This is a genomic window from Piscinibacter lacus (assembly GCF_016735685.1).
GTDB lineage: Bacteria > Pseudomonadota > Gammaproteobacteria > Burkholderiales > Burkholderiaceae_C > Aquariibacter > Aquariibacter lacus.
Window position 1 is genome coordinate 1,069,323 of sequence record NZ_JAERRA010000001.1, and the last position, 22,535, is coordinate 1,091,857.

A 22,535-nucleotide genomic window follows, 5' to 3' on the forward strand; every position below is an offset into this window, starting at 1 on the left:
CCGCCGCCTTGCCGCTGCTTGCCATGTCTGTCGCCTTCCCCCGCTTCGATCCCGCCCCGCAGCATCTGCTGCTCGACCGCCGCGGCAGCGCGCCGCTGGCCACCGCCTGGATCACCCTGAACCGCCCGGCCGCGCTGAATGCGCTGAACGATGCGCTGATGGACGAGCTGGGCGCCGCGCTGCTGCAAGCCGATGCCGACGAGGGCATCGGCTGCATCGTCATCACCGGCAGCGAGAAGGCCTTTGCCGCCGGCGCCGACATCGGCGTGATGGCCGGCCTGGGCTATGCCGATGCAGTCCGCGGCGACTTCATCACCCGCAACTGGGAGACGATCCGCCGCATCCGCAAGCCCGTCATCGCCGCCGTGGCCGGCCATGCCCTGGGCGGGGGCTGCGAGCTGGCGATGATGTGCGACCTGATCATCGCGGCCGACACCGCGCAGTTCGGCCAGCCCGAGATCAAGCTCGGCATCATCCCCGGCGCCGGCGGCACGCAGCGCCTGCCGCGCGCCGTGGGCAAGGCCAAGGCCATGGACATGGTGCTGACCGCCCGCACGATCGGCGCCGAAGAGGCCGAGCGCGCAGGCCTCGTCGCCCGCCTGGTGCCGGCCGCCAGCCTGCTGGACGAGGCGCAGAAGGCCGCCGACGCGATCGGCCGCCAGCCCTTGCTGTCCATCCTGGCCGCCAAGGACTGCGTGAACCGCGCCTTCGAAGGCCCGCTGGCCGAGGGCATCGCCTACGAGCGCCGCCAGTTCCACGCCATGTTCGCGACCGAGGACCAGAAGGAAGGCATGGCCGCCTTTCTGGCCAAGCGCAAGCCGGTCTTCAAGCACCGCTGAAGCGGCCGGCTGCGACCGGCCGGGGGCGAAGGGCGGTGCCCTCAGCCTCCGCAGACCACGGCGGCCTGCTCCAGCCGCCAGGAGAGGTAGCGCCAGGACGCATAGGAGCCGATCGCGAAGCCGGCCAGCGCCAGGGGCGCACCCAGCGTCAGCAGCGACAGGCCGGTCAGGCCCTGGCCGAAGGTGCAGCCCACGGCCAGCACGCCGCCGAAGCCCATCAGCACGGCCCCGATCAGGTGGTGGGCGGTGTCGCCCACGCCGGCAAAGCTTTCCCAGCGGAATTCGCGGCGCAGCAGGGCGCTGGCCGTGCTGCCCAGCAGGGTGCCCAGCACCAGGGCGATGCCGAAGTTCAGCACGGTGTTCTGGTCCGAGGCCAGCTCGGCATAGCCCAGGGTGGCGCCCACCGGGGCGACGAAGCTCAGGCCCTCGGGCCGGCGGCTGGCGGTGCCGAGCCAGGCCGCTTCCAGCGTCTCGGGGTGTTCGGGCAGGTGGCCGATCAGGCCGGTCGTGACCCAGGCGGCGACGATGAGCAGGCCGACGACCACGCCGCCGATCCACTGCGCCGCGCTCAGGTGGGCGCGGCCGCGCAGGATCCACAGCCCGCCGACCACCAACAGCAGGGCGACCAGGCCCAGGCGCAGCGTGTCGACCGGAAGCTCCAGGCCCGCGGCCAGCAGGCGCGGCAGGTCGGCCTGGGGCAGTTCGATGGCGACCCGGTCGAGACCGTCGACCCGCAGGCCGGCGAAGGCGCCGCGCAAGCTCATCTGCGCGCTCACCGCCAGCACCACCAGTACGACCAGCGAGCGCAGGCTGCCGGCCCCGGCTCGCACCAGCGAGCGGGTGGCGCAGCCCGAGGCCAGCACCATGCCGGCGCCGAAGATCACGCCGCCCAGCAGGTGGCTCAGCCAGGTCAGCCGCGCCTGGTAGTAGATGGCGGCATCGAGCTGCAAGAGGCCCGCGGCCAGCAGGCCCTGGGTGCCGGCCAGGGCCACCAGGGCGGCCAGCAACCACATGCGCATGCGGCTGCCTTCGCCGAAGGTGTAGAGGTCGGTCAGCGCGCCCATGGTGCAGAAGCGCGACCACTGCCCCACGGCGCCGAGCCCCAGGCCGATCAGCCCGCCGAGGGCAAGCACGCGGAAGGTGAGGGCGGCGACGTCGGGATCCATGGGGCGCTCGAAGGCAGGCGGGGCGTGAGGGCCGCGATTCTAGGGGGGCGCCCCCCGCTGTCTGGCCGGCCGGCCGGCCGCTCGCCGGCCCCCCCGGTCCCGCCGGGGCAGCGGCGCATCGCGCCTCGTCAGTCCTTGAAGCGGTAGTGCTCGAGGTTGAGCACCGCGGCGATGGCGGTCACGTCCTCGGGGAAGAGGCTGAGGCCCAGCTCGGTGTTGCACTGCTCGACCATGCCGCGCAGGTAGCCGGCATTCGTCAGGCGCTTGCCGGGGCGGTAGATCGCATGCGGCTTGCCGCCGGTCTTCTCGGCATGGCAGGCGTCGCAGCGGTTCTCCTGGATCAGCTTGCGGCCCATGGCCAGGTCGGCGCCCTGGAAGATCGCCGGCTCGGCCCGCAGGCCGGTGCTGCCGAGCAGCAGGCCCAGCAGCAGTGCGGCTGCGGCCCGCGGCAGGCGGGGACGGACGGATGCGGAGGCAGGGGAGCGGGCCATGGTCGTCCTCGGAGGGGCAAGGGCTGCAGTCTAGGCAGACCGGGTGCGCCGCAGGGGCCGGGTCCGGTCCTGACCCTGCGCGGCGCTCAGGCCGGGCGGTCGGCGTGGCGGATCAGCTCGGCCACGTCCTCGGCGAACATCTCGCCGGGGATCACCTCGCGCAGGCGGCCGCCACGGTCGACGACCACCGTCAGCGGCAGCACGTCGCGGGTGCTGAACAGCGGCGCCAGGCGCTTGGCCTCCAGCGTCACCGGGAAGTCGTACTGGTTCTGGCGCAAGTAGGCCCGGGCGGCTTCGGGCCGGTCGAAGCTGGCCGTCAGCACCCGCAGCGGCTTGCCGGCCGCGGCCCGGTGCAGGGCTTGCACATTCGGGTTGTGGCGGCGGCAGAAGGGGCAGTAGCTGGCCCAGAAGACCAGCACCACGGCCTGGTCGCGCAGGGCCTGAAGGTCGAGCAGGCTGCCGTCGAGCAGGGCCAGGGGCTGCTGCGGCCAGTGGACCCGCTCGCCCCGCGCCAGCGGCTCGGGCCGTGGCGGCGTCGCGGGCGCGGCTTGCACCTGCGGGCCCGCAGGCAGCAGCAGGCTGCCCAGGCCGGCCTGCAGCAGGCGGCGGCGGGATTCACTCATCCTCGCGCTCCATCAGCAGGTAGGTGTTGTAGGCATTCATGCGGTTGGCGGCCTGGAACAGCGGCAGGCCGCTGTAGCGCGACCAGTCGGCCTGGGCATAGGCCTCGTCGAAGGGCAGCAGCTCGCGGGCGGCGCGGCCCATCTGCTCACGCAGGAAGACCAAGTAGTCGCGGGTGAGTTGCAGGTCGGCACGGGCCTGGGTGGTGTGCGGGCCGTGGCCGGGCACCAGCAGGTCCAGCGGCCGGGCCAGCAGGCGGTCGAGCGCGGCGATCCAGGCCCGGCTGTTGGCCTGGCCGACGAAGGGGATGCGGCCGCGGAAGGCCAGGTCGCCGACGAAGCTCACGCCCAGGGCCGGCAGGTGCACGGCCAGGTCGTCGCCGGTGTGGGCCGGGCCCAGGGCCTCCAGCTCGAAGCGGCGGCCGCCGATCTCCAGCGTCAGCCGGTCCTCGACCCAGCGGTCCGCGGCGACCAGGCGCGTGCTTTCGTCCACCCAGGGCGCCAGGGTCAGGCGGCTTTCCTCCAGGCGACGGCGGGCGGTGTCGGATTGCAGGTAGTCGCGTCCGCGCGCCTGGGCGATCACCTGCGCGCCGCGGTCCTGGAAGTACTGCAGGCCGTAGACATGGTCGGCGTGGTAGTGGGTGACGAGCACATGCCGGATCGGCAGCGGCGTGATGCGCGCAATCGCCGCATGCAGCAGCTCGGCCAGCGGCGGCGAGCCCAGGGCATCGATCAGCACCACGCTCGTCTCGGTGATGACGAAGCCGGCATTCGAGATGTAGTTGCCATTGGCCACCGAACCCAGGGCCGAGACGCCGCGCACGTAGTACACGCCGGGCGCGACCTCGATGGGCTCGATCTCGACCGAGGGCAGGAAATCGGCCGCCTGCCCGGCCGGCTGGGCCGGGGCTGCCGGCGTCGGCTGGGCCCAGGCCGGCGGGCTTGCCGCGGCCAGGCCCAGCATCAGGCCCAGCATCAGGCCCAGCGTCAGGCCCAGCACCCAGCCGCGCAGCCCGCCACCCGGCAGGCGGCCGGTCCGGCTGGAACGGGTCGGGCCGGCCGGATGGTCCGGGGCGGAGGCGGCGGGCGGCAGCATCGTGGGTCGACGCGAGCGGGTGGGCCTGGGGCCGAGCAGGGCAGGGCGGGCTGGGGCGGGCAGGCGCTGGCCTCAGAAGGCCAGCGCGTCCTCGATGGCCTTGAGACCGGCGCGGGCGCAGGCCTCGTCGGCCTCGCCGCCGGGGGCGCCGGAGACGCCGATGGCGCCGACCAGGCTGCCGCCGGCCTCGATGGGCAGGCCGCCGCCGATGGCCGCCACCCGCTCATGGGCGGTGCGGATGCCGCTCATGGACTTGCCGGCCTGGGTCTCGGCGGCCAGGGCCATGGTCGGGATCTTGAAGCTGGCCGAGGTCCAGGCCTTATCGGCCGCCACCTCGACGGTGTGGGCGCCGGCAAAGCGGTCGCGCAGGAAGACTTGCAGCACGCCGCTGCGGTCGACCACGGCAACGCCCGCCTGAAAGCCGGCCTTGCGGCAGCTCTCCAGCGCGGCCTGGGCAGCGCGCAGGGCGGTCTCGGGCGTCAGGCTGGTGGTGCCGAAGGTGGCCGGCGCTTCGGCCGCACCGACGGCTGCCGCGCCCAGGCCGAGCGCGAGGGCCAGCAGGCCGGCCGCGACCGGACGGGCGCCGAGGCCGCGGCGCTCAGGGCTTGATGTAGGCATAACCTTCCTTCTGCAGCTTGGTCAGCCGCACGACGCCGGAGGGGGTGAAGTCCGCTTCCTGGATGAACTGCTCGCGCTTCAGGTTGCGGTTCTTCAGCGTGATCTCGCAGATCTCGAACTTCACGCCGCGCGACTTGAGCGCCGCGACGGTGGCGTCGAAGGGCGACTCGTTGCGGTCCTTCATGCCTTCCATCAGGAAGTCGACGCCGAAGGCATGGGTCACCACCGTGATCTCGGCCGAAGGGTCGGTGTCGAGGTGGTTGCGGATGTTGCGCAGCGTGGCCAGGGCCTGGCTGGCCGTGTCGTTGACGTGGTAGACCACCTTGTCACCGGCCCAGGCGGGCAGGCTGCACGCCGCGGCCAGCAGCAGGCTGGCCAGGGTGCGGGCGGCGGACGGGGCGGGCAGGGCAGGCTTCATGGTCTCAATCCTCGTTCAGCAGAATGGGCCGCGCGGGCGCGGGCAGGAAGGGCAGTGTCAGGCCGCGAGCCTGCCCGGGGGCTCAGGCCAGGCCCGGGTTGCCGTCCACGCCGATCATGCGCGGCGTGTTGAGCCGGCGTGGCTTGACGACCTTCTGGTCCTTCAGCCAGCGCTCGACCAGCTCCCAGACCTGCGGCAGGCCGGCCTTGCTGGCCTCTTCGGCCACCGGCGCCCAGCCGGCCACCTTGTAGGTCTTGCCAGCCTCGATGGGCTTGCCGCCCAGGCGCATGTCCTGGATGCGGCGGCCCATGGCGGCGCCGGGCTCGATGGCATAGCTCAGGCCGCCGATGCGGACCATGTCGCCGCCCTGCTGGTAGTAGGGGTCGGCATTGAAGAGGTTGTCGGCCACGTCCTCCAGCACGGTCTTGATCGTCTCGCCGCTCATGGGCGTGACGGTCGCGTAGGAGTAGGTGGTGGCGAGCTGGTCCATCATCAGCTCGCGCGTGATGGCCTGGCCCGGCAGCAGGCTGGTGCCCCAGCGGAAGCCCGGCGAGAAGGCGATCTCCGCGCCCTGGGTCTCGATCAGCGCATCGCAGATGAGCTGGTCCCAGCTTCCATTGAAGTTGCCGCGGCGGTAGAGCGTGCCTTCGGTGGTGGCGAGCACCTCGTTGAGCTTGGCCTCGTAGGGCGCGCGGATCTTGGCGATCTGCGCGGCCATGGCGGTGTCGGCCGGCAGCATCTTCGAGAACACCGGCAGCAGGCGGTACTTGAAGTCGCTGACCTTGCCGTCCACGACCTTGAAGTCCATCACGCCGAGGAACTTGCCATTGCTGCCGGCATTGGTCACCAGCGTCGTGCCGCCGGGGTTCTTGACCGGGACGGCCATCGGCACGCCGTCGTGGGTGTGGCCGCCGAAGATCGCGTCCACGCCGCGCACGCGGCTGGCCATCTTCAGGTCCACGTCCATGCCGTTGTGGCTGATCACCACGACCACCTTGGCGCCCTTGCCGCGTGCTTCGTCGACCATGGCCTGCAGGTTCTCGTCCTGGATGCCGAAGCTCCAGTCGGCCACCATGTAGCGCGGGTTGGCGATGGGGGTGTAGGGGAAGGCCTGGCCGATGATGGCGCAGGCCACGCCGTTGATCTCGCGGATCACATAGGGCTTGAAGACCGGGTCGCCGAAGTCATTGGTCTTGACGTTCTGGGCGACGAAGTCGAGCTTGCCGGCGAAGTCCTTCTCGACGATCTCCTTGACCCGCTCCATGCCATAGGTGAACTCCCAGTGGCCGGTCATCACGTCCACGCCGAGCAGCTTGCAGGCGTCGACCATGTCCTGCGCATTGGTCCACAGGCTGGTGGCGCTGCCCTGCCAGGTGTCGCCGCCGTCCAGCAGCAGCGCGCCCGGGCGGCTGGCCTTCATCTGCTTGACCAGGGTGGCCAGGTGCGCAAAGCCGCCGACCGGGCCATAGAGCTTGGCGGCCTGCTCGAAATCGGGGAAGGCAAGGGCATGGGCCTCGGCCGTGCCGGGCCGCACCTTGGCCAGCTTGAGCAGATGCTCACCGACCAGGTGGGGCACCTGGCCGCGCATGCCGGCCACGCCCAGGTTCACGCTCGGCTCGCGGAAGTAGATCGGCATCAACTGCGCATGGCAGTCGGTCATGTGCAGGAAGGACACCGCGCCCGGCCCCTTGAAGGCCGGCGGCAGGTCGTAGAGCGAGCCGGCTGCCGCACCCGCCGAGGCGTGACGGGCCAGCGGCAGGCCGGCGGCAGCCGCCAGGCCGAGCAGACGGACGAATTCGCGTTTGGAGAGGTTCATGGCAGCAGCCTGACGCCCCGGGGGGCGCGCAAATAAAAAGGGGGCCGGGAAGGCCCCAATCACGAGGGAGACGGGGGCGACGCCGCAGCCGGCCTGGGGCCGGCCGCGTCAGCGCTTCACTGGTTGACCGGGGACTTCGGGTCCAGCAGCAGCGCCATCACATGCTTGATCTGCTGCTCGTCGAGGATGCCCGCATGGCCCGCCCGCGGCATGGCCGAGCAGGCGTTGTAGGCCTTCGCATTCCAGAGCTTGCCCCAGGTGTATTCGACGATGGCCTTGGACGCCGGATCGGCCGGATCCGCCACGCCGCGCAGCTTGCCGTACTGGTAGAGGCTGGGGCCGATGGTGCCGAAGGACAGCTCGGCCTTGCTGATCTGGTGGCAGTTGTAGCAATTGCCGCCATTGGCCGAGCCGGCCTTGTCCGACCAGGTGTTGCCGCGACCGCTCTGGGCGATCTTCTCGCCTTCCTTCCAGTCGCCAAGGAACTTGCCGTCCTTGGGCCACTGGATGGTCTTGAAGTTGGCTTCCTCGATGGCCTTGGCCTGGGCGGCCGGCAGCGGCTTGCCGCTGGCGTCGGCTTGCGAGCAGGCTTCGTTGGCCGGGTCCTGCTGCAAGCGGGCGACCGTGGCGATGCCCTTGTCGCTGAAGGAGGCCTGCATCATCGCGGCGGCCTGGGCATCCAGCTCGGCCGGGCTGGGGCCGGTCGCGCAGGCGGCCAGCAGCAGGGCGGCGGGGAGGGTGGCGATCAGGAATCTCATGGTGCGTCTCCTCAGCGCTTGATCGCCGGGGCGATCGATTCGGCGCCCTTGGCATTCAGGCCCATGTAGCTCGACAGGGCGATCGTGACGTCCGAGCCGAAGCCCGGGTAGGGGAAGCGCTGCTGGCGGAAGCAGTCGTTCAGGCGGCGCTGCATGCCCCAAAGCTGGCCGGCCGACACGCGGTAGGCCGGCCAGGCGGCGAAGCCGATGCCGTCGCCCGGGTTCTTGCGCAGGTCCGGCAGGTCCTGCAGGCGGATGCGCTGGCCTTCGGCGCCGTGGCAGGTCGCGCAGGCAAAGTCATAGGGGCCGCCACGGTAGAAGAAGGCGCGCTTGCCCAGTTCGTACATGCGCTGCTCTTCGGGATGCGCGTTCGGCAGGTTCATCTTCATGCCGCGCGATTCGGCGCTGATCCAGGCCACCAGGGCTTCGAGCGTCTTCTGCTCGCCCTTGCCGAAGTCGGTCTTGGCGATCTCGGCGGCGTTGAAGCCCTGCAGCGTCTCCATGCAGGTGAGCAGGCGCGACTCCAGGTCCTGCACCCGGTTCGTGTCGGCGAAATAGCGCGGCAGCGTCACGAAGACGCCCTTGACCACGCCCTTGCCCTGACCCAGGTCACAGCCTTCCAGGCTGGCCTTCTTGGGGCCGCGGGCTTCCTTCCAGAGCGACTCGCCCTTGAGCTCGAAGAGCTCGGCCGGGTTGCCGTCTTCGAGCATCTTGCGGTACTCGGCAATGCCGTCGGCGGCCGATTTGGCCGCCGGGGCCGACTGTGCGTCGGCCGGGGGGGCGCTGGTCAGCAGGGCCACGCCACCGGCCAGGGCCAGGCCGGCGCCGATCAGGCGCAGGCGCTGGTTCCGGATGTTCTTGGATTCAGCCATTCAATGTCTCCTCGTGCGGCCCCTGTCGGTCGGGGCGGGATGGACCGTCGTCATGGCGACGGTGCTCGGGCTCTCTGGGTCCCCCCTGCGAACGGAGTGGGGGCCGGACCGGCCGGCCCCCGCGGCGTCCCGATCAGGACACCGTGGCTTCGTCGGTGCGCGACTCGCCCTTGTTGTCCACCCAGCTCACGGCGATCTTGTCGCCGGCCTTCGCGCCCTTGACGGCGAACTGCAGGTAGGGGTTCTTCGAGATGGCGGGGCCCCACTGGGCGTCCATCACGACCTTGCCGTTGTGCTTGGCGGTGACTTGCTGGATGAACCAGGCCGGCACCAGGGCGCCCGAGGCGTCCTTGCGCTGGCCGGTTTCCATTTCGTGGCTCATCAGGACGCGGACGGTGGCTTTGTCGCCGGACATCTGCGCGCGGATCTTCATCGGATCGGCCATGGGGTAACTCCTTGAATCGGTGAAAAGCTCGGGGGTGTGGTCGGGAGGCTCAGTGATTGAGCCGGGGTTCCCACGGGCTCGCAGAGCTCGCCCGCTTCGTCAGGCGTTCAACCGTCCGCAAGGACGGTTTCACGTCCTGACTCAGCCACCACATCCACCCAGGGTGACCTTGACTTCCTTCTGGGCGAACAGCACCTTGCCGTCGGCCATCATGGCCACGGCATAGACGTTCGAGGACTGGCCCATCTTGGCGCGGGTCGAGACCGAGGCCTCGACGCTGTCGGTGACGTCGAACTTGGCGGTCAGGATCGAGGGGTTCTTCTCGATCAGGATCATCATGCTCTTCACGCCGGCCAGCGCGGTCGAGGCGCCCAGCGGCACCACGGCGCCGTTCTCGGCGATGTCCGGGCCGGTGATCGTCACATCCTTGCTCTCGACCGGGGCGCCGGCGCCCAGGGCCTTCATCAGATCGGCCATGGTCTTGGCGTCGAAGGCGGCCTTGTTGTAGTCGGCGGCCAGGGCGAAGCCCGGCAGGCTCATCAGCCCGGCTGCGGCCATCAGGCCGGCCACGGTGGCGCTGCGTTGCAGCATCTGTCGACGGTTTTGCATCGGGAACTCCTTGTCAGGACGGTCGGGTGGGGCGCGCAGGGCGCGCGCCCCGGGGCTCAGGGTTTGGCGGCTCCGCCAGCCAGCCAGGTCGCCATGATCTTGGCGTCGGCTTCACCCAGGTTCTGCGGCGGCATCGGGATCGCACCCCAGACGCCAGCGCCGCCCGCCCGGATCTTGCCAGCCAGATAGGCCACTGCGTCGGCGCGCGCGCCGTGCTTCTTGGCAATTTCACGGAAGGACGGACCCACCAGCTTGTTTTCAAGCCCGTGACAGGCCACGCAACTGTTCTTCTGGGCCAGGGACCAGGCCGCCGCGGCCTCTCCGCCGCCGCCAGCGGCCGCAGGCGCGGCAGCCACGGTGGCGACGACCGGGGCCATCACCGCCGTGCCCGGCTTGCGGGTGTCCACGCCCTTCTGGGCGCCGACGACGCGCTGCTGCTCGGCCAGGTTGCCGTGGTTGTCGCGGGCATGCTCGGGCAGGAAGGAGGCGATCTTGGTCTCCGTCGGGCAGTTCTTCATGCACGCGGAACCCTGCACGTCCGGCTTGCTGCTGCCGCCGAACTCCTTGCCCGGCCACAGGCCGTGGGCCGTGGTCTTGCCGGCCCGGTTGGGCAGGCGCTTCTGCACCTCGGCGATGTTCTTGTCGGACAGCACGAAGTCGTCCGGCAGGATGCCGCCCATGTTCAGCAGGTAGGCCGTGACGCCGTAGACCTCGTCGGGCTTGAGCGACTTCGGGTTGGTCCAGGGCATGGCGCGGTGGATGTAGTCCCACAGCGTCGAGACGCTGGAGACCTTCATCAGCGTGGTGCGGCCCGGGAAGCTGGAGTCGTTCAGGCGGGCGACGCGGCCGCTCTTCACATCCTCGGCCGAGGTGCCGCCGACCAGCGGCGAGAAGACCTCATTGCTTTCGCCGAAGACGCCGTGGCAGGACGCGCACTTGTTCTCCCACACGTCCATGCCCAGGTTCACCGAGCCCGAGCCCGGGGGCAGGCCCTTGAAGTCCGGACGGACATCGATGTCCCAGGCCTGCACTTCCTTGGCGGTCGCCGCGCGACCGATGCCGGAGAAGTCGGCGGGCGCCTTGGCCTGGGCCAGGGCCCCGCCGCAGGCGGCCAGCAGGGCCGCCGCCATCACGCTTCGATCAAGCCAGTTGGACATTCTTCACCTCGCCGCTTTCCTGCACGAGCCAGGTCTGGATCGCGTTGTTGTGATAGATCGAGCGCGAACCGCGCACCGCGCGCAGCGCGGTGTAGGTCGGCTGCACATGGCCGGTTTCGTCGGTCGCGCGGCTCATCACCAGCGCGGGCTTGCCGTCCCAGGTCCAGTCGGCGTTGAAGCGCGTCAGGCACTTGGACATCACTGGGCCCTGTAGGCGCGCGGGCTTCCAGTTGCGGCCGCCGTCCATCGACACATCGACCTTGGTGACCTTGCCGCGGCCCGACCAGGCCAGGCCCGAGACGTTGTAGTAGCCCTTGTCCAGCAGGGTCTGGCCGCCCGAAGGCGTGGTGACCACGCTCTTGACCTCATGGAGCGAGGTGTACTGGCGGTGCAGGCCGCCCGGCATCAGGTCGACATAGTGCATGACCTCGTCCTTGGCGCCGTAGGGCTGGTCGCCCACCTCGATGCGGCGCAGGTACTTGACCCAGCTCACGCCCTGCACGCCCGGCACCACCAGGCGCAGCGGGTAACCGTTCTCGGGGCGCAGCATCTCGCCGTTCTGGCCGTAGGCCAGCAGCACCTCGCCGCTCTCGATCAGCGACATCGGGATGGTGCGGGTCATCGAGGAGCCGTCGGCGCCCTCGGCCAGCACGAAGCGGCCGCGCTTCAGGTCGGCGCCGCACATGTTCAGCACATGGATCAGCGGCACGCCGGTGAACTCGCTGCAACTGATCATGCCGTGGCTGTACTGGCAGGTCGGCACCGCGACATTGCCCCACTCCATGCCGGTGTTGGCACCGCACTCGATGAAGTGGAAGCGGCTCACGCTCGGCAGGCGCATCAGCTCGTCGAGCGTGAAGACCATCGGGCGCTTGAGCATCTTCTCGTCCGAGCCATTGACCATCAGGCGGTGTTTGGACGGATCGATGTCCCACCAGCCCTGGTGATGGCGCTCGAAGTGCAGGCCGCTGGGCGTGACGATGCCGAACAGGCTCTGCAGCGGCGCGAAGCTCACGCTGGCCTGGGTGGTCTGCGTCAGGCCCGGGCTGGTGCGACGCTGCACATTCGCCTCGAACTTGGACGGCTTGCCATAGCCGTCGGTGACCACCGGCTGGCCCAGGCCCGTGGTGTGGGCCGGCAGGGTCAGGATGTTGGGATCCCCCCCCTCCGTGGGCACCGGGTTGGCCGCGCCGAAGGCGCTGGGCGCGGCGGCGGCGGAACCGCCGGCCAGGGCGGCGGCAAAGGCGTTGCGGATGAAGTCGCGGCGGCCGTCGCGGGCCTCCGCCTTCACGCGTTCAATGCCCTGGGCATCCAGGAAGTTCTCGGGGGCCTTGATCAGCCGGCCCGAGGAGGCGTTGTCCATACCGATCTCCTCGTTGCTGCGTGGAGCAGCAAATCAACATATAAGCAAAGACAAATATAAAGCCGATGCAAGCGTCCGGCACCCCCGGGTGTTCCCCAGCTTTTGTGGCTCGGGGGCGTCAGCCCGCGGTCAGCCCGGTCTGGCACCTGCGAGCTCGATCCATGCATGGTTATGATTCGATGAGCAGGGCATTCCGTCCTGTGTAGTACGCCCGGCCCCCTGAGAGCCTGGACCGAGCCGCGGAGCAAGCGATGACCCCAGCCCTCGAAGCCGACCAAGTCTTTGAGTCCGCGGCCGAACTGTTCTCGCTGCTCGCCACGCCGATCCGCCTCAAGCTCATCAGCGCGCTGTGCCGGGAAGAGAAGAACGTCTCGCAGCTCCTCGCGGAGATCGAGACCACCCAGCCCAACCTCTCGCAGCATCTCGCCACCCTCTACCGCACCGGCATCCTCGGCCGGCGCCGCGAGGGCACCCAGGTCTTCTACCGCCTGATCAACGAGCATGCGGCCAGCCTGTGCCGCGCCGTCTGCACCCAGATCGCCATGGAGCAGGCCGGGCCGGACGAGGCCCAGCCCGCCGCGGCAGCAAGCCATGCCGCGCCCGCGCCCGCGCTCGCCGAGGCCCCGGCCGACCTGGCGCTGGCCGAGGACGGCCCGGCCGCCCGCCCCGCCCGCCGCAGCCGCCGCCGGGCCTGAGGCCCCCGCAGCCCCCCGGCCCCCCGGCCCGGGTGGCCGGACGCCCGGCTGCTCTAGGCGTTTTCACCGGCGCCGGCCACCACCCTTCGGGTGAATTTCCCAGTGGGGGCTCCGCGATCATCGGGCCGCCCGCGCGGCGCCCTTGCGCACGCCGGGGGCGCCCGTGGCCGCATCGCGGGCGCCGTGCCCTTGAACGACGGGCCTGCCCCTGAAACCGACCCGACTGCGCCCGCCCCGATGAACGGCCCCGTTTCCCGCGTGCCTCCTGCCCGAGCCAGCCGCCTCGTCGCTGCCCTCGCCGGCCTGTTCCTCGGGGGCTTCGCGGCAGCCGCCCCGCCGGTGCTGGAGATCCAGCGCAGCCACTCCCGCCTGATCGAGCTGCCCTTCGACGTCGGCAGCATCGCCGTCGGCGCGCCCGGCATCCTCAACACCACCGCCATCAGCCCGCGCCGCTTCCTGGTCAGCGGCAGCCAGACTGGCGCCACCACCCTGATGTTCTTCGGCCGCAAGGGCGAGGTGGAAGAGCGCCGCGTCCAGGTCGTCTACGACGTGTCGGCCCTGCGCGAGCAGCTCGAACGCATCGACCCGCGCATCCGCATCGGCACCGATCCCAACCGCAACGCCCTGGTCCTCAGCGGCACCGTCCGCACCGAGCTGCTGCGGCGTCGCGCGCTCGATGCCGCGCTCAGCTTCGTCGGCACCACCAACTACGCCGTCACCGAGAACGGCGCCCTCGTCCTGCCGCGCGGCGCCGCCGCCGCCCCGGCCGCCGCGCCCGCGCCGCAGCCCGCCGAGGGCGAGGTCGACCTGCCCCAGCTCGACGAAGCCCCCGGCGCCCCCGCCCCCGCCGCCGCCCGCCCGGCCGAGATCGGCGCCGGCGTGCAGATCATCGGCGCCGCCGGCCGCGACGACGGCAGCACCACCATCACCCGCACCCGGGTGCCCGCCGCCGGCGCGCCGCAGATCATCGACCTGCTGAATTCCGAAGAGGCCCTGGCCACCCGCGCCAGCCAGCTCGAAGGCCTGCTCGCCAGCCTCGACCCCAGCCTCAAGGTGCAGGAGATCAACACCGTCCTGCACATCAAGGGCAGCGTGCCCAACCCCACCCTGCTGACCCGCGCGCTCACCCTGATCGAAAGCTTCGTCAGCAACGGCCAGCAGACCGGCGAAGGCCTGCGGCCCCTGTCCGACCGCGGCGGCATCCTGGTCACCGGCAACGACACCGTCGCCACCGGCCGCAACACCGGCCTGCCGGCCGGCGGCACCGGCAGGCAGGGCCAGGGCAGCACCGGCAACCTGGGCATCGGCGCCTCCATCGGCCAGTCGCCGGCCAAGGGCAACATCCAGCAGAACCTCTCGCGCGCCGATGCCGTCGTCATCGCCGGCGGTCGCGCCCTGGCGCAGATCAAGGTGGCCGACCAGCCGCGCATCGAGGTGCAGATCCGCATCGTCGCCGTCGACCGCGACGCCACCGAAGCCCTGGGCATCAACTGGCGCATCGACGGCTCGCGCGTCTCCATCGGCAACCTCACCGGCAACGTCGTCGACCAGTTGCCCACGCCCAATGCCGGGGGCGTCTTCGACCAGCTTGACGTTGGCGCCGCCAACCTCGTCGGCGCCTTCCGCACCGGCAGCATGTCCATCCTCGCCTTCCTGCAGGCCGTGCAGCAGAACGGCGCGGGCACCTCGCTGTCCGAGCCCCTGCTCACGGCGGTCAGCGGCGAGCAGGTCAGCTTCCTCGTCGGCGGCGAGATCCCCATTCCCGTCTCCAACAGCTCCATCAGCACCAACTCGGCGGTGGGCGGCACCACCACCACCAACAACACCCAGCTCTTCTTCCGGCAGTTCGGCATCCAGCTCTACTTGCGGCCCACCGTGCTGGAAGACGGCCGCATCAGCCTGGTGCTCGACCAGAGCATCTCCGCCCCCGACTTCAGCCGCACCCTCACCATCGGCGGCAACCTGGTGCCCAGCTTCACCCAGCGCCAGGTCCAGACCCTCACCGAGACCGGCGACGGCGAAACCTGGGCCGTCGCCGGCCTGATCACCGCCGAAGACAGCGAGCGCCTCCAGAAGGTGCCCCTCATCGGCGACCTGCCCATCCTCGGCAAGCTCTTCCAGAACAAGAACGGCCGCAAGGCCCGCAACGAACTCATCATCACCGTCACCGCCCGGCGCGCCGTGCCGGCCACGCACGTCACCCCGCCGCGGGCGGCGGCGCCGGGGGGGACGCCTGTCGCTGCGCCTGCGGCAGCAACTGCGGCGGCAGCGACTGCGGCGACCGCGACTGCGACTGCGACCGTGCCTGCGGCTGCGGCTGCGGCGGCCGTGGCGGCTCCGCCGGCCTTGACCAGCCGGCCCGCCCCGGCGCTTGCCCCGGTCCAGGCCCCGGTGCCGGTTATCCCGCAGGCTGCCCCACAGACCGCCCCGCCGACCGCCCCGCCGGTCGCCCCGGCGCCGATCACGCAGCCCGCGCCGATCGTGCTCGCCGCACCGGCAGTCGCACCCGTGGCGCCGCCCCAGGCCCAGCCCCTCCCGGCAGCGCCCGCCGCGCCGGTGCTGCCCGCGCCGGCCGCCACCGCCCTTTCGCCCGCCCCGGTCCTGGTCCCGGTCCCGGTCCCGGTCCCGCAGGCTCTGGTGCGCAGCAACTCGCCCCGTGCCCCGCAGCCCATCGCAGCCCGGCCGATCGTCGCGCCGCGCGGCTTGCCACCTGCCGACGTCGCGCCCGCGGTGCCGACTGCCGATATCTCCGCCGCGCTGCCGCTCGCGCCCGCTGCAACCCTCGCCGTGCCCCAGCCGGCTGCTGCGCCGGACGCTGCGCCCATCCCGCCAAGCCCCGCCCTTGCACGGCCCGCCGCCGCGCCTGCGCCGCAAGCCCTCACGGCGCCCGCCGGCCCGCAGGCTACTGCGCCGCAAGCCGCCCCGCTGGCCGCCGCGCTGCAGGCCGCTTCGGCACAGGCCATCCCGCCCGCCGTCGCGGAGCCGCAGGGGGCCGTCCAAGCGCACGTCGAGCCGCAGGTCCCGCAGCCGCAAGCCGCCACCTTGCCGACCGCCGCGGCCTCGGCCCCCACGCTGCAAGCCGCCGTGCCCCCAGCCGCTGAGCCACTGACCGCTGTTGCTCCGGCTCCCGCGCCACAGGCTGCCGCTGCCCCGATCCCCGCGCTGCAAACCGCTGTGCCCCCGGCCGCTGCGCCGCTGGCTGCTGTTGCTCCGGTCCCTGCGCCGCAGACTGCCGCTGGGCCGCAAGCCGCCGTGGCTCCAGCCGCCGCCACGCCGCCCAAGGGGGTTCGCCAGCAGCCCGCGCCCGCGCTCAAGCCCCGCGATGCGGCGCTCGCCGCCCTGGCGCCTTCCGCCGCCGCGGCCGTGCGTGCCCGCGCCGAGGCCGCTGCGGCCCGCCGCCTGCAAGCTGCGCCGGTCGCGCCGGTCGCGCCGGCGGCCGACCCCGTGACGCCGCAAGCCACCGAAGCTGCCGCGCCGGTCGCCGTGGTCCCGGCCTCGCCCGAGGCATCCACCCCGTCTGCCGCGCCGGCTGCCGTCGCGCCGCTCGCACTCGCTGCCCCCGCCGCCCCCGCCCCCGCCGCCCCGGCGCCCGCCGCAGCGGTGGCCGAGTCCGCAGCCGAGCCCACCCCAGCCGCCGACCCCGCCGACGACCCAGCGACCCGCCTCGCGCCCCGCGCCGCCGACCTGGCCGCCCTGGCGCCCTCGGCCGCAGCCATAGTCCGCGCCCGGGCCGATGCCGCCGCGGCGGCTGCGCTGGCGCGCTCGGCGGCTGCCCGCCAGAAGGGGGCGGGCCAGTGAAGCTGCCCGATCGTTTCCGCCGCTTGCAGGCCGGCGCGGCCCTGGGCGGCCTGCGGCTCAAGCTCATCGTGCTCGGCGGGCTCATCGTGGCCTTGCTCGGTGGCGCCGGCTTCCTCTGGTGGCAGGAGCAGCAGCGCATCGCCCGCCAGGCCGAGCTGCTGGCCGAGGCCGAGCGCGTCGGCGGCCTGGCCGAATCGCCCCAGGTCCTGGCCCGCTGCAAGAGCCTCGACCAGGAACTGCCGCCCGTCATCGCCAAGCTGGCCGAAGAGCCCAACCGCCAGGCCGACATCGGCCGCGCCCGCCGCGCCCTGGGCCAGTGCTACACCAAGCTGCGCCGCTACAACGATGCCGTGCGCGAGCTGCGCGCCGCTATCGAGCTGCGCCCCGAATTCGCCCCCCTGCACGGCGAAATGGCGCTGGCCCTGTCACGCAACGGCCAGCATGCCCAGGCCCGCCGCTGGGTGCGCCTGGCCGTGCAGCTCGATCCGCTGATCTGGCAGGCCCACCGCGCCGAGGCCCGCGTGCTCGACGCCGCCCGCCTGCCCGAAGAAGCCCGCGCCGCCTACGCCGAAGCCCTCAAGCTCGCCCCGCCGGATGTCAGCCGCGGGCTGGAGGACGAGAAGCTGCGCATGCTGCGCCGGCATGGGCTGGCGCCGCCAGCGGTGCCGGCTTCGGCACCGCCCCAGGCCGCAGCAGCTCCCGCGGCGCGGGCGCTGTCCGCGCCGCCAGCCGCGGCGTCCGGCCCCTGATTGCCTGCTGTCCGAGCGTCATCAGTGGAGGAAAACATGAAGCCATCTCTCAGCCCCCGGCGCCCGGCGCCTGTCGTGCTCGCCTGCATCCTCGCCCTGGCCGGCGCCTTGGCCGGTTGCGCCACGCCCAGTTTCGAGGCGCCGGTGCCCGTCACTCCGGCGCGCGAGACGCAGGCCCAGCTCAGCGCCGTGCGCCACTGGCAGGCCATCGCTGCCGACCATGCCGCCGTGATCGCTGCCGGGCTCAAGGCCTCGCCCTGGGCGGGCACGCCGGTCCAGCTCAAGCTCGCGCCCGGTGCCTCTCCCTTCCTGCGCAACTACCGTGAGCTGCTCGCCAGCCAGCTTGTCGCCTCGGGCGTGAAGCTGCGCCTGGAGGGCAGTTCCGACTTGCAGCTTCTCGTCGGGGCCGAAGTCGTCGGATTCAGCCGCGAGCGCGAGAACCGCATCGACATCTACAACCCCTTGCTGTTCACCAGCTGCGGGGTCGCCGGCATGGTCGGCCGGGAAGCCCGCGACTGGTCCATCGGCCGGGGCCTGGCCGTGGGCACCGGCGCCCTGCTTGCCATCGACGCATGGCGCTACTACCTCGGCCAGGCCAGCCAGGGTGCCGACCGGCCCGTGCCCTCGCACGAGCTGGTCGTCTCCACCACCGTCCACCATCAAGGCGTGGTCGCAGCCCGACGCAGCGACATCTATTACCTGCGCGATGGCGACACCGCCCTTTACGTCGAGCCGCGTCCGCCTGCGGGCACCCCCAGCCGGCAGATCGCCGTTCGTCCCCAATGAGCCCCTTGTCAGGAGTCCGAGCCCATGTTCCTCGCTGACCCCACCCGCATGCGTCTCGCCGGTCTTGCCGCGGCCTGCCTGATGCTTGGCGCCTGTGCTGCCCCGCCGCCGCCGGCAACCGAGGCGCGCTTGCCCGAGGCCGACCTGCTGCCCCGCAGCATCCAGCCCGGCGCCGACCCGCTCAAGCAGGCCAGTGAAGCCGCAGCCGACACCCTACACCGCCTGCTGCTCGCGCGCGGACTGGAGCCCAACCTCAGCCTCGTCGTGGCCCAGATCGCGCCGCTGGACGAGCTGCAGGGCAGCTCGCCCCTGGGCCGCGCCCTGGCCGAGCAGGTTGCCGGCCGCCTGACCCAGCTTGGCCTGCAAGTGCGGGAGGCCCGCCTGCGCGAGGCCATGTTGATCAGCCCGCGCGAGGGCGAGCAACTGCTCTCCCGCGACCTTGCCAAGCTCGCCACCCAGCAAGAGGCCCAGGCCGCGCTGGTCGGCACCTACCAGCGCTCCGCCGATCTCACCCGCGTCAGCCTGCGCATCGTGCGCCTGGCCGATGCCACCGCCCTGGCCGCGGTCAGCTTCGACCTCGGCCTCGATGAGCGCAACGAACTCATCCGCGGCGCTGCCGACGAGCGGCGCGCCCAGGCCCTGCGCCGCCACGATGAAGACCTGGCTGCCGAGCGCGCTCGCGCCGCCCGCGAGGGCGCGCGTGCCGAGCGAGGCCTCGACCGCGCCGAGCAGGGTGCCGTCCATGCCCAGCGCCATGGCGAGCGCCTGCTCGATGCCGAAGCCCGCGTGGTGGAGGGCCGTGCCCGACAGGCCGAGCGGCTGCTTGAAGCTCCGCCGCAACGCAGCGAGCAGCCCAGCAAGCTCGTGCCCGTGCTGAGCCGCTGAGCCGGAGTCCCACCATGCCCGCCAACCCGCGCCCCCGCCGTCCCGGCTTGATGCCCTGTCTGCTCGCCCTCGGCCTGGGGGCCTGTGCCGCCCTGCCGCCCCCGGCGCCCCCGGCCACGGCCGCCCCTGCGAGCCTGTCGCTGCCCTCGGCTTCGCGCCATGCCGACGACCTGACCCGCAGCAACGAGCAGGCTGCCGACGAGCTCGCTACCGCCTGGCGCCAGTCGGGTTTCGGCTTCACCGAGACGGTGCTGATCAGCAGCCTGGTCGCCCTCGACGACCTCAAGAAGTCCTCGCCCCTGGGCCGCCTGGTGGCTGAGCAGGTTGCCGGCCGCCTGGCCCAGCATGGTCTGGGCGTCAAGGAAGTGCGCCTGCGCGAAGGGCTGGTGATCCGCGCCGACCAGGGCGAGCTCATGCTCTCCCGCGACGCCGCCGAGCTGGCGCGCCAGCACCAGGCGCATGTCGCCCTCATCGGCGCCTACACCCGCTCGCGCGAGGCCACCCGCATCACCCTGCGCCTCGTCCGGCTGGACGATGCCCGGGTCATTGCCGCGGCCAATTACGTCGTCAAGGTGGACGAGCGCACCGACGCCCTCTTGCCGCTCGGCCCGACCGAAGCCAGCGCATCCGAAGCCGCGACGACCCCGCCCCGCCGCACCCTCTACGACAGCATCCGCGACTACGACCGCGGTCAGCCCTCGCTGCATTACTGAGCGCACGGCGCCGCTCGCCCCTTCATGCGCATCCTTGTCATCAGCGCCCAGGAACTCTTCCGCCAATCCACCCAGGCGGCCTGTCTGCGCTATGGCGAATCGCTGGTCAGCGTGCGCTTGTCGGAAAGCGTGGGGCAGGGCCTCGAACTCGCCGAGCAGTTCCAGGCCGAAGTCGTCTTCCTCGATCTCACCCGCAGCGTCGAGGCCGGCATGCTCGCCATCGAGCAGCTTGCCGCCAGCCGCATCCAGCGCCTCGTCATCGCCAGCATCGACAAGGCCAGCATCGACCTCATGACCCGCGCCGTGCGGGCCGGCGCTCGCGAGTTCATCGCCCAGCCGGTGCAGGACGACGATGTCCATGCCGTGCTGCGCAAGGCCCGCCAGGTGCTGGTGCCCGCGCTGGCCGACCCGGGCGTGCGCGGCAAGATCTACGTCGTCTTCTCCAGCAAGGGCGGGGTCGGCAAGACCACCCTGGCCTGCAACCTCAGCGTGCTGTTGGCCCAGCGCAGCGGCGTGGGCCGGGTGGCCATGGTCGATGCCAACACCCAGGCGCCCAATGTCGCGCCCATGCTCGACCTGCAACCCGAGCGCTGGCTGCGCGACGCCGTCGAGCAGTACCGCCGCCTCGACGGCGACATGCTGCGCCAGTTCATGACCCCGCATGAAAGCGGCGCCCTCGTCCTGGCCCACTCCTCCGAAAACCCCCTGGGCCTCGATTTCGAGGAAGACCAGCTCGGCAAGATCCTGCTGGTCGCCAAGGGCCATTTCGACCACGTCATCGTCGACACCTTCCCGGTGCTGTCCAGCCTCAACCTGGCGGTGATGGACCTGGCCGACGAGATCCTGCTCGTCACCGAGCCGGTCGTGCCCGCCCTGCGCAGCGCGCGGCACAACCTTCAGGTGCTCAAGCAGGCCGGCTACGGCCCCGAGCGCATCCAGCTCGTCATCAACCGCTTCTCGCGCTTTCGCGGCAACGTGCCCATCGATCTGGTGAGCGAGACCCTGGACTGGCCCGTTCACGCCGTGCTGCCCTACGACATGCACGCCACCATCGCCGCCAACAACGGCCAGCCCGTGGTCACCATGTTCCCCGAGTCCATCGTGGCCAAGGGCATCGGCGAACTGCTCGACCGCCTGACCGGCCAGAGCGATGTCGAACCCACCCCGCCCATGAGCCTGCGGGATCGCCTGCTGCGCCTGCTGCGCGGCTACTGAAGCCCCTGTGACCGCCATGAGCACGCCGGATCCCGCCACCCTCAGCCTTCGCGAGCAACTGCGCCGCAGCGCCAGCGGCGGCAGCGATTTCCTCGGCGAGCGCCTGCGCTCCCTGGCCGTCGCCCAGAAGGACGGCCGGCTCGGCAGCGAGTCCGCGGGCCCCCTGGGCCTCAGCCCCGGCACCGCCAGCTATGTGCAGGTCCGGCACCGCCTGCACCGCGGCCTGCTGGAAGTGCTCAATCCCCAGGCCGTTGCCCAGGCCGGCATGGCCCAGATCCAGGAGGCCATCAACGCCTACCTCGACGATGCCCTGGCCCGCGAGACCCTGCCCCTGTCCCGCCCCGAGCGCGAGCAGATCAGCGAAGACCTGCTCTACGAAGTCATCGGCCTCGGCCCGCTGTCCTCGCTGATGAGCGACCCGACGGTGGCCGACATCCTCGTCAACGGCCCCCACCAGGTCTATGTGGAACGGCATGGCCTGCTGGAGCTGACCGACATCCGCTTCCACGACAACGAGCACCTCATGCTCACCATCGAGCGCATCCTCTCGCGCGTCGGTCGGCGGGTCGATGAATCGCAGCCCATGGCCGATGCCCGCCTGCCCGATGGCAGCCGGGTCAATGTCATCGTCCCGCCGATCGCCGTGCACGGCCCCAGCATGTCCATCCGTCGCTTCATGCGCGAGGTCTATGGCATGGACGAGCTGGTGGCTGGCGGCTCGCTCACCGCCCGGGCGGCCGAATTCCTCAAGCTCGCCGTGCGGGCGCGGCTCAACATCATCGTCAGCGGCGGCACCGGCTCGGGCAAGACGACCATGCTCAACTGCCTGAGCAACCACATCCCCGACGGCGAGCGCATCGTCACCATCGAGGACACCGCCGAGCTGCGGCTCAACCACCGCCACATCGTCACGCTCGAAGCCCGGCCCGCCAATGCCGAAGGCCGGGGCAGCGTCAGCATCCGCGACATCGTCAAGAACGCCCTGCGGATGCGGCCCGACCGCATCATCGTCGGCGAAGTCCGCGGCGGCGAGGCGCTCGACATGCTCCAGGCCATGAACACCGGCCACGACGGCAGCCTCGCCACCCTGCACAGCAACACCCCGCGCGACACCCTGGCGCGGCTGGAAACCATGATGCTCATGGCCGATGTCGACCTGCCCCAGCGCGTGCTGCGCGAGCAGGTCGGCTCGGCGCTCCACCTCATCGTCCACCTCGGCCGCATGGCCGATGGCAGCCGGCGCGTCACGCACATCACCGAAGTGGTCGATGTCGACAACGGCACCATCCTCACCCAGGACCTCTTCCTCACGCGGCGCGAGGGCGAGACCCAGGTCATGCGCGGCCAGGGCATGCTGCCCGCCTGCGCCAACGCCTTCCACGAGCGCAATGTCGCGCTCGACCCGGCCCTCTTCATGGCCTGAGCA

The 22,535-nt window shown here is 71.6% G+C and carries 21 protein-coding genes and 1 pseudogene; 9 read left to right on the forward strand and 13 right to left on the reverse strand.

Annotated features, from left to right (window positions below):
* The first annotated feature begins 23 nt into the window (after nt 1-23).
* Nucleotides 24-839 (forward strand): enoyl-CoA hydratase, encoded by an 816-nt coding sequence (locus JI742_RS04905; RefSeq protein WP_201824458.1) that lies wholly within the window; start codon nt 24-26, stop codon nt 837-839.
* Nucleotides 840-880: 41 nt separating this feature from the next.
* On the opposite strand, the gene JI742_RS04910 is transcribed toward JI742_RS04905, so the two are convergent.
* From JI742_RS04910 to soxC, 13 genes are all read right to left on the reverse strand, one after another.
* Nucleotides 881-2,005: a YeeE/YedE family protein gene (locus JI742_RS04910; protein ID WP_201824460.1), complete on the reverse strand. Its 1,125-nt coding sequence runs from the start codon at nt 2,003-2,005 to the stop codon at nt 881-883.
* A gap of 128 nt (nt 2,006-2,133) precedes the next feature.
* A complete protein-coding gene (locus JI742_RS04915) occupies nt 2,134-2,496 on the reverse strand; it encodes a hypothetical protein (RefSeq protein ID WP_236676786.1) in 363 nt (120 codons plus the stop codon).
* Between the two features lie 86 nt (nt 2,497-2,582).
* Nucleotides 2,583-3,119, reverse strand: a complete 537-nt coding sequence (locus tag JI742_RS04920; protein WP_201824462.1) for a TlpA disulfide reductase family protein — start codon at nt 3,117-3,119, stop codon at nt 2,583-2,585.
* The gene (locus JI742_RS04925; RefSeq protein WP_236676787.1) at nt 3,112-4,212 is read right to left on the reverse strand and encodes an MBL fold metallo-hydrolase; all 1,101 of its coding nucleotides are present in this window, start codon (nt 4,210-4,212) and stop codon (nt 3,112-3,114) included. The genes JI742_RS04920 and JI742_RS04925 overlap by 8 nt, the downstream gene beginning before the upstream one ends.
* A gap of 72 nt (nt 4,213-4,284) precedes the next feature.
* Complete coding sequence (locus JI742_RS04930) at nt 4,285-4,830, reverse strand: GlcG/HbpS family heme-binding protein (protein ID WP_201824464.1); 546 nt, start codon at nt 4,828-4,830, stop codon at nt 4,285-4,287.
* Nucleotides 4,811-5,248, reverse strand: a complete 438-nt coding sequence (locus tag JI742_RS04935) for a DsrE family protein (RefSeq protein WP_201824466.1) — start codon at nt 5,246-5,248, stop codon at nt 4,811-4,813. Before JI742_RS04935 ends, JI742_RS04930 begins: the two co-directional genes overlap by 20 nt.
* Before the next feature lie 82 nt (nt 5,249-5,330).
* Entirely contained in the window at nt 5,331-7,064 is a 1,734-nt protein-coding gene (gene soxB, locus JI742_RS04940) for a thiosulfohydrolase SoxB (RefSeq protein ID WP_201824468.1), read from the reverse strand.
* Nucleotides 7,065-7,180: 116 nt separating this feature from the next.
* Nucleotides 7,181-7,822 carry a sulfur oxidation c-type cytochrome SoxX gene (gene soxX, locus JI742_RS04945; protein ID WP_201824470.1) on the reverse strand — a complete coding sequence of 214 codons (642 nt, stop codon included), beginning with the start codon at nt 7,820-7,822 and terminating at the stop codon, nt 7,181-7,183.
* Nucleotides 7,823-7,833: 11 nt separating this feature from the next.
* Nucleotides 7,834-8,694, reverse strand: a complete 861-nt coding sequence (gene soxA / locus JI742_RS04950; protein WP_201824472.1) for a sulfur oxidation c-type cytochrome SoxA — start codon at nt 8,692-8,694, stop codon at nt 7,834-7,836.
* A gap of 133 nt (nt 8,695-8,827) precedes the next feature.
* On the reverse strand, nt 8,828-9,139 hold the full coding sequence (soxZ, locus tag JI742_RS04955; protein ID WP_201824473.1) for a thiosulfate oxidation carrier complex protein SoxZ: 312 nt from the start codon (nt 9,137-9,139) through the stop codon (nt 8,828-8,830).
* A gap of 141 nt (nt 9,140-9,280) precedes the next feature.
* On the reverse strand, nt 9,281-9,748 hold the full coding sequence (gene soxY, locus JI742_RS04960) for a thiosulfate oxidation carrier protein SoxY (RefSeq protein ID WP_201824474.1): 468 nt from the start codon (nt 9,746-9,748) through the stop codon (nt 9,281-9,283).
* 56 nt (nt 9,749-9,804) lie between these two features.
* The gene (locus JI742_RS04965; protein WP_201824475.1) at nt 9,805-10,905 is read right to left on the reverse strand and encodes a c-type cytochrome; all 1,101 of its coding nucleotides are present in this window, start codon (nt 10,903-10,905) and stop codon (nt 9,805-9,807) included.
* Nucleotides 10,889-12,268: a sulfite dehydrogenase gene (gene soxC, locus JI742_RS04970; RefSeq protein WP_201824476.1), complete on the reverse strand. Its 1,380-nt coding sequence runs from the start codon at nt 12,266-12,268 to the stop codon at nt 10,889-10,891. The genes JI742_RS04965 and soxC overlap by 17 nt, the downstream gene beginning before the upstream one ends.
* Nucleotides 12,269-12,519: 251 nt before the next feature.
* Here soxC and JI742_RS04975 point away from each other — a divergent pair.
* The 8 genes and pseudogenes from JI742_RS04975 to JI742_RS05010 all read left to right on the forward strand — a co-directional run.
* Nucleotides 12,520-12,819: pseudogene (locus JI742_RS04975) on the forward strand (ArsR/SmtB family transcription factor); the annotation flags it as partial.
* A 402-nt stretch (nt 12,820-13,221) separates the two neighbouring features.
* A complete protein-coding gene (locus JI742_RS04980) occupies nt 13,222-16,761 on the forward strand; it encodes a secretin GspD/PilQ domain-containing protein (RefSeq protein ID WP_201824479.1) in 3,540 nt (1,179 codons plus the stop codon).
* Nucleotides 16,758-17,510, forward strand: coding sequence for a tetratricopeptide repeat protein (locus tag JI742_RS04985; RefSeq protein ID WP_201824481.1), 753 nt, complete (start codon nt 16,758-16,760; stop codon nt 17,508-17,510). The genes JI742_RS04980 and JI742_RS04985 overlap by 4 nt, the downstream gene beginning before the upstream one ends.
* A gap of 36 nt (nt 17,511-17,546) precedes the next feature.
* On the forward strand, nt 17,547-18,296 hold the full coding sequence (locus JI742_RS04990) for a hypothetical protein (protein WP_201824482.1): 750 nt from the start codon (nt 17,547-17,549) through the stop codon (nt 18,294-18,296).
* A gap of 24 nt (nt 18,297-18,320) precedes the next feature.
* Nucleotides 18,321-19,181, forward strand: a complete 861-nt coding sequence (locus JI742_RS04995) for a FlgO family outer membrane protein (protein ID WP_201824483.1) — start codon at nt 18,321-18,323, stop codon at nt 19,179-19,181.
* A gap of 14 nt (nt 19,182-19,195) precedes the next feature.
* Complete coding sequence (locus tag JI742_RS05000; RefSeq protein WP_201824484.1) at nt 19,196-19,894, forward strand: FlgO family outer membrane protein; 699 nt, start codon at nt 19,196-19,198, stop codon at nt 19,892-19,894.
* Between the two features lie 24 nt (nt 19,895-19,918).
* Entirely contained in the window at nt 19,919-21,109 is a 1,191-nt protein-coding gene (locus JI742_RS05005) for a CpaE/TadZ family protein (protein WP_201824485.1), read from the forward strand.
* Between the two features lie 16 nt (nt 21,110-21,125).
* Complete coding sequence (locus JI742_RS05010; RefSeq protein WP_201824486.1) at nt 21,126-22,532, forward strand: TadA family conjugal transfer-associated ATPase; 1,407 nt, start codon at nt 21,126-21,128, stop codon at nt 22,530-22,532.
* Nucleotides 22,533-22,535 lie beyond the last annotated feature (3 nt).

Coding starts and splice junctions, on each gene's coding strand:
- JI742_RS04905 (WP_201824458.1), top strand. CDS start 24: ATGTCTGTCGCCTTCCCCCGCTTCGATCCCGCCCCGCAGCATCTGCTG.
- JI742_RS04910 (WP_201824460.1), bottom strand. CDS start 2,005: ATGGATCCCGACGTCGCCGCCCTCACCTTCCGCGTGCTTGCCCTCGGC.
- JI742_RS04915 (WP_236676786.1), bottom strand. CDS start 2,496: ATGGCCCGCTCCCCTGCCTCCGCATCCGTCCGTCCCCGCCTGCCGCGG.
- JI742_RS04920 (WP_201824462.1), bottom strand. CDS start 3,119: ATGAGTGAATCCCGCCGCCGCCTGCTGCAGGCCGGCCTGGGCAGCCTG.
- JI742_RS04925 (WP_236676787.1), bottom strand. CDS start 4,212: ATGCTGCCGCCCGCCGCCTCCGCCCCGGACCATCCGGCCGGCCCGACC.
- JI742_RS04930 (WP_201824464.1), bottom strand. CDS start 4,830: ATGCCTACATCAAGCCCTGAGCGCCGCGGCCTCGGCGCCCGTCCGGTC.
- JI742_RS04935 (WP_201824466.1), bottom strand. CDS start 5,248: ATGAAGCCTGCCCTGCCCGCCCCGTCCGCCGCCCGCACCCTGGCCAGC.
- soxB (WP_201824468.1), bottom strand. CDS start 7,064: ATGAACCTCTCCAAACGCGAATTCGTCCGTCTGCTCGGCCTGGCGGCT.
- soxX (WP_201824470.1), bottom strand. CDS start 7,822: ATGAGATTCCTGATCGCCACCCTCCCCGCCGCCCTGCTGCTGGCCGCC.
- soxA (WP_201824472.1), bottom strand. CDS start 8,694: ATGGCTGAATCCAAGAACATCCGGAACCAGCGCCTGCGCCTGATCGGC.
- soxZ (WP_201824473.1), bottom strand. CDS start 9,139: ATGGCCGATCCGATGAAGATCCGCGCGCAGATGTCCGGCGACAAAGCC.
- soxY (WP_201824474.1), bottom strand. CDS start 9,748: ATGCAAAACCGTCGACAGATGCTGCAACGCAGCGCCACCGTGGCCGGC.
- JI742_RS04965 (WP_201824475.1), bottom strand. CDS start 10,905: ATGTCCAACTGGCTTGATCGAAGCGTGATGGCGGCGGCCCTGCTGGCC.
- soxC (WP_201824476.1), bottom strand. CDS start 12,268: ATGGACAACGCCTCCTCGGGCCGGCTGATCAAGGCCCCCGAGAACTTC.
- JI742_RS04990 (WP_201824482.1), top strand. CDS start 17,547: ATGAAGCCATCTCTCAGCCCCCGGCGCCCGGCGCCTGTCGTGCTCGCC.
- JI742_RS04995 (WP_201824483.1), top strand. CDS start 18,321: ATGTTCCTCGCTGACCCCACCCGCATGCGTCTCGCCGGTCTTGCCGCG.
- JI742_RS05000 (WP_201824484.1), top strand. CDS start 19,196: ATGCCCGCCAACCCGCGCCCCCGCCGTCCCGGCTTGATGCCCTGTCTG.
- JI742_RS05005 (WP_201824485.1), top strand. CDS start 19,919: ATGCGCATCCTTGTCATCAGCGCCCAGGAACTCTTCCGCCAATCCACC.
- JI742_RS05010 (WP_201824486.1), top strand. CDS start 21,126: ATGAGCACGCCGGATCCCGCCACCCTCAGCCTTCGCGAGCAACTGCGC.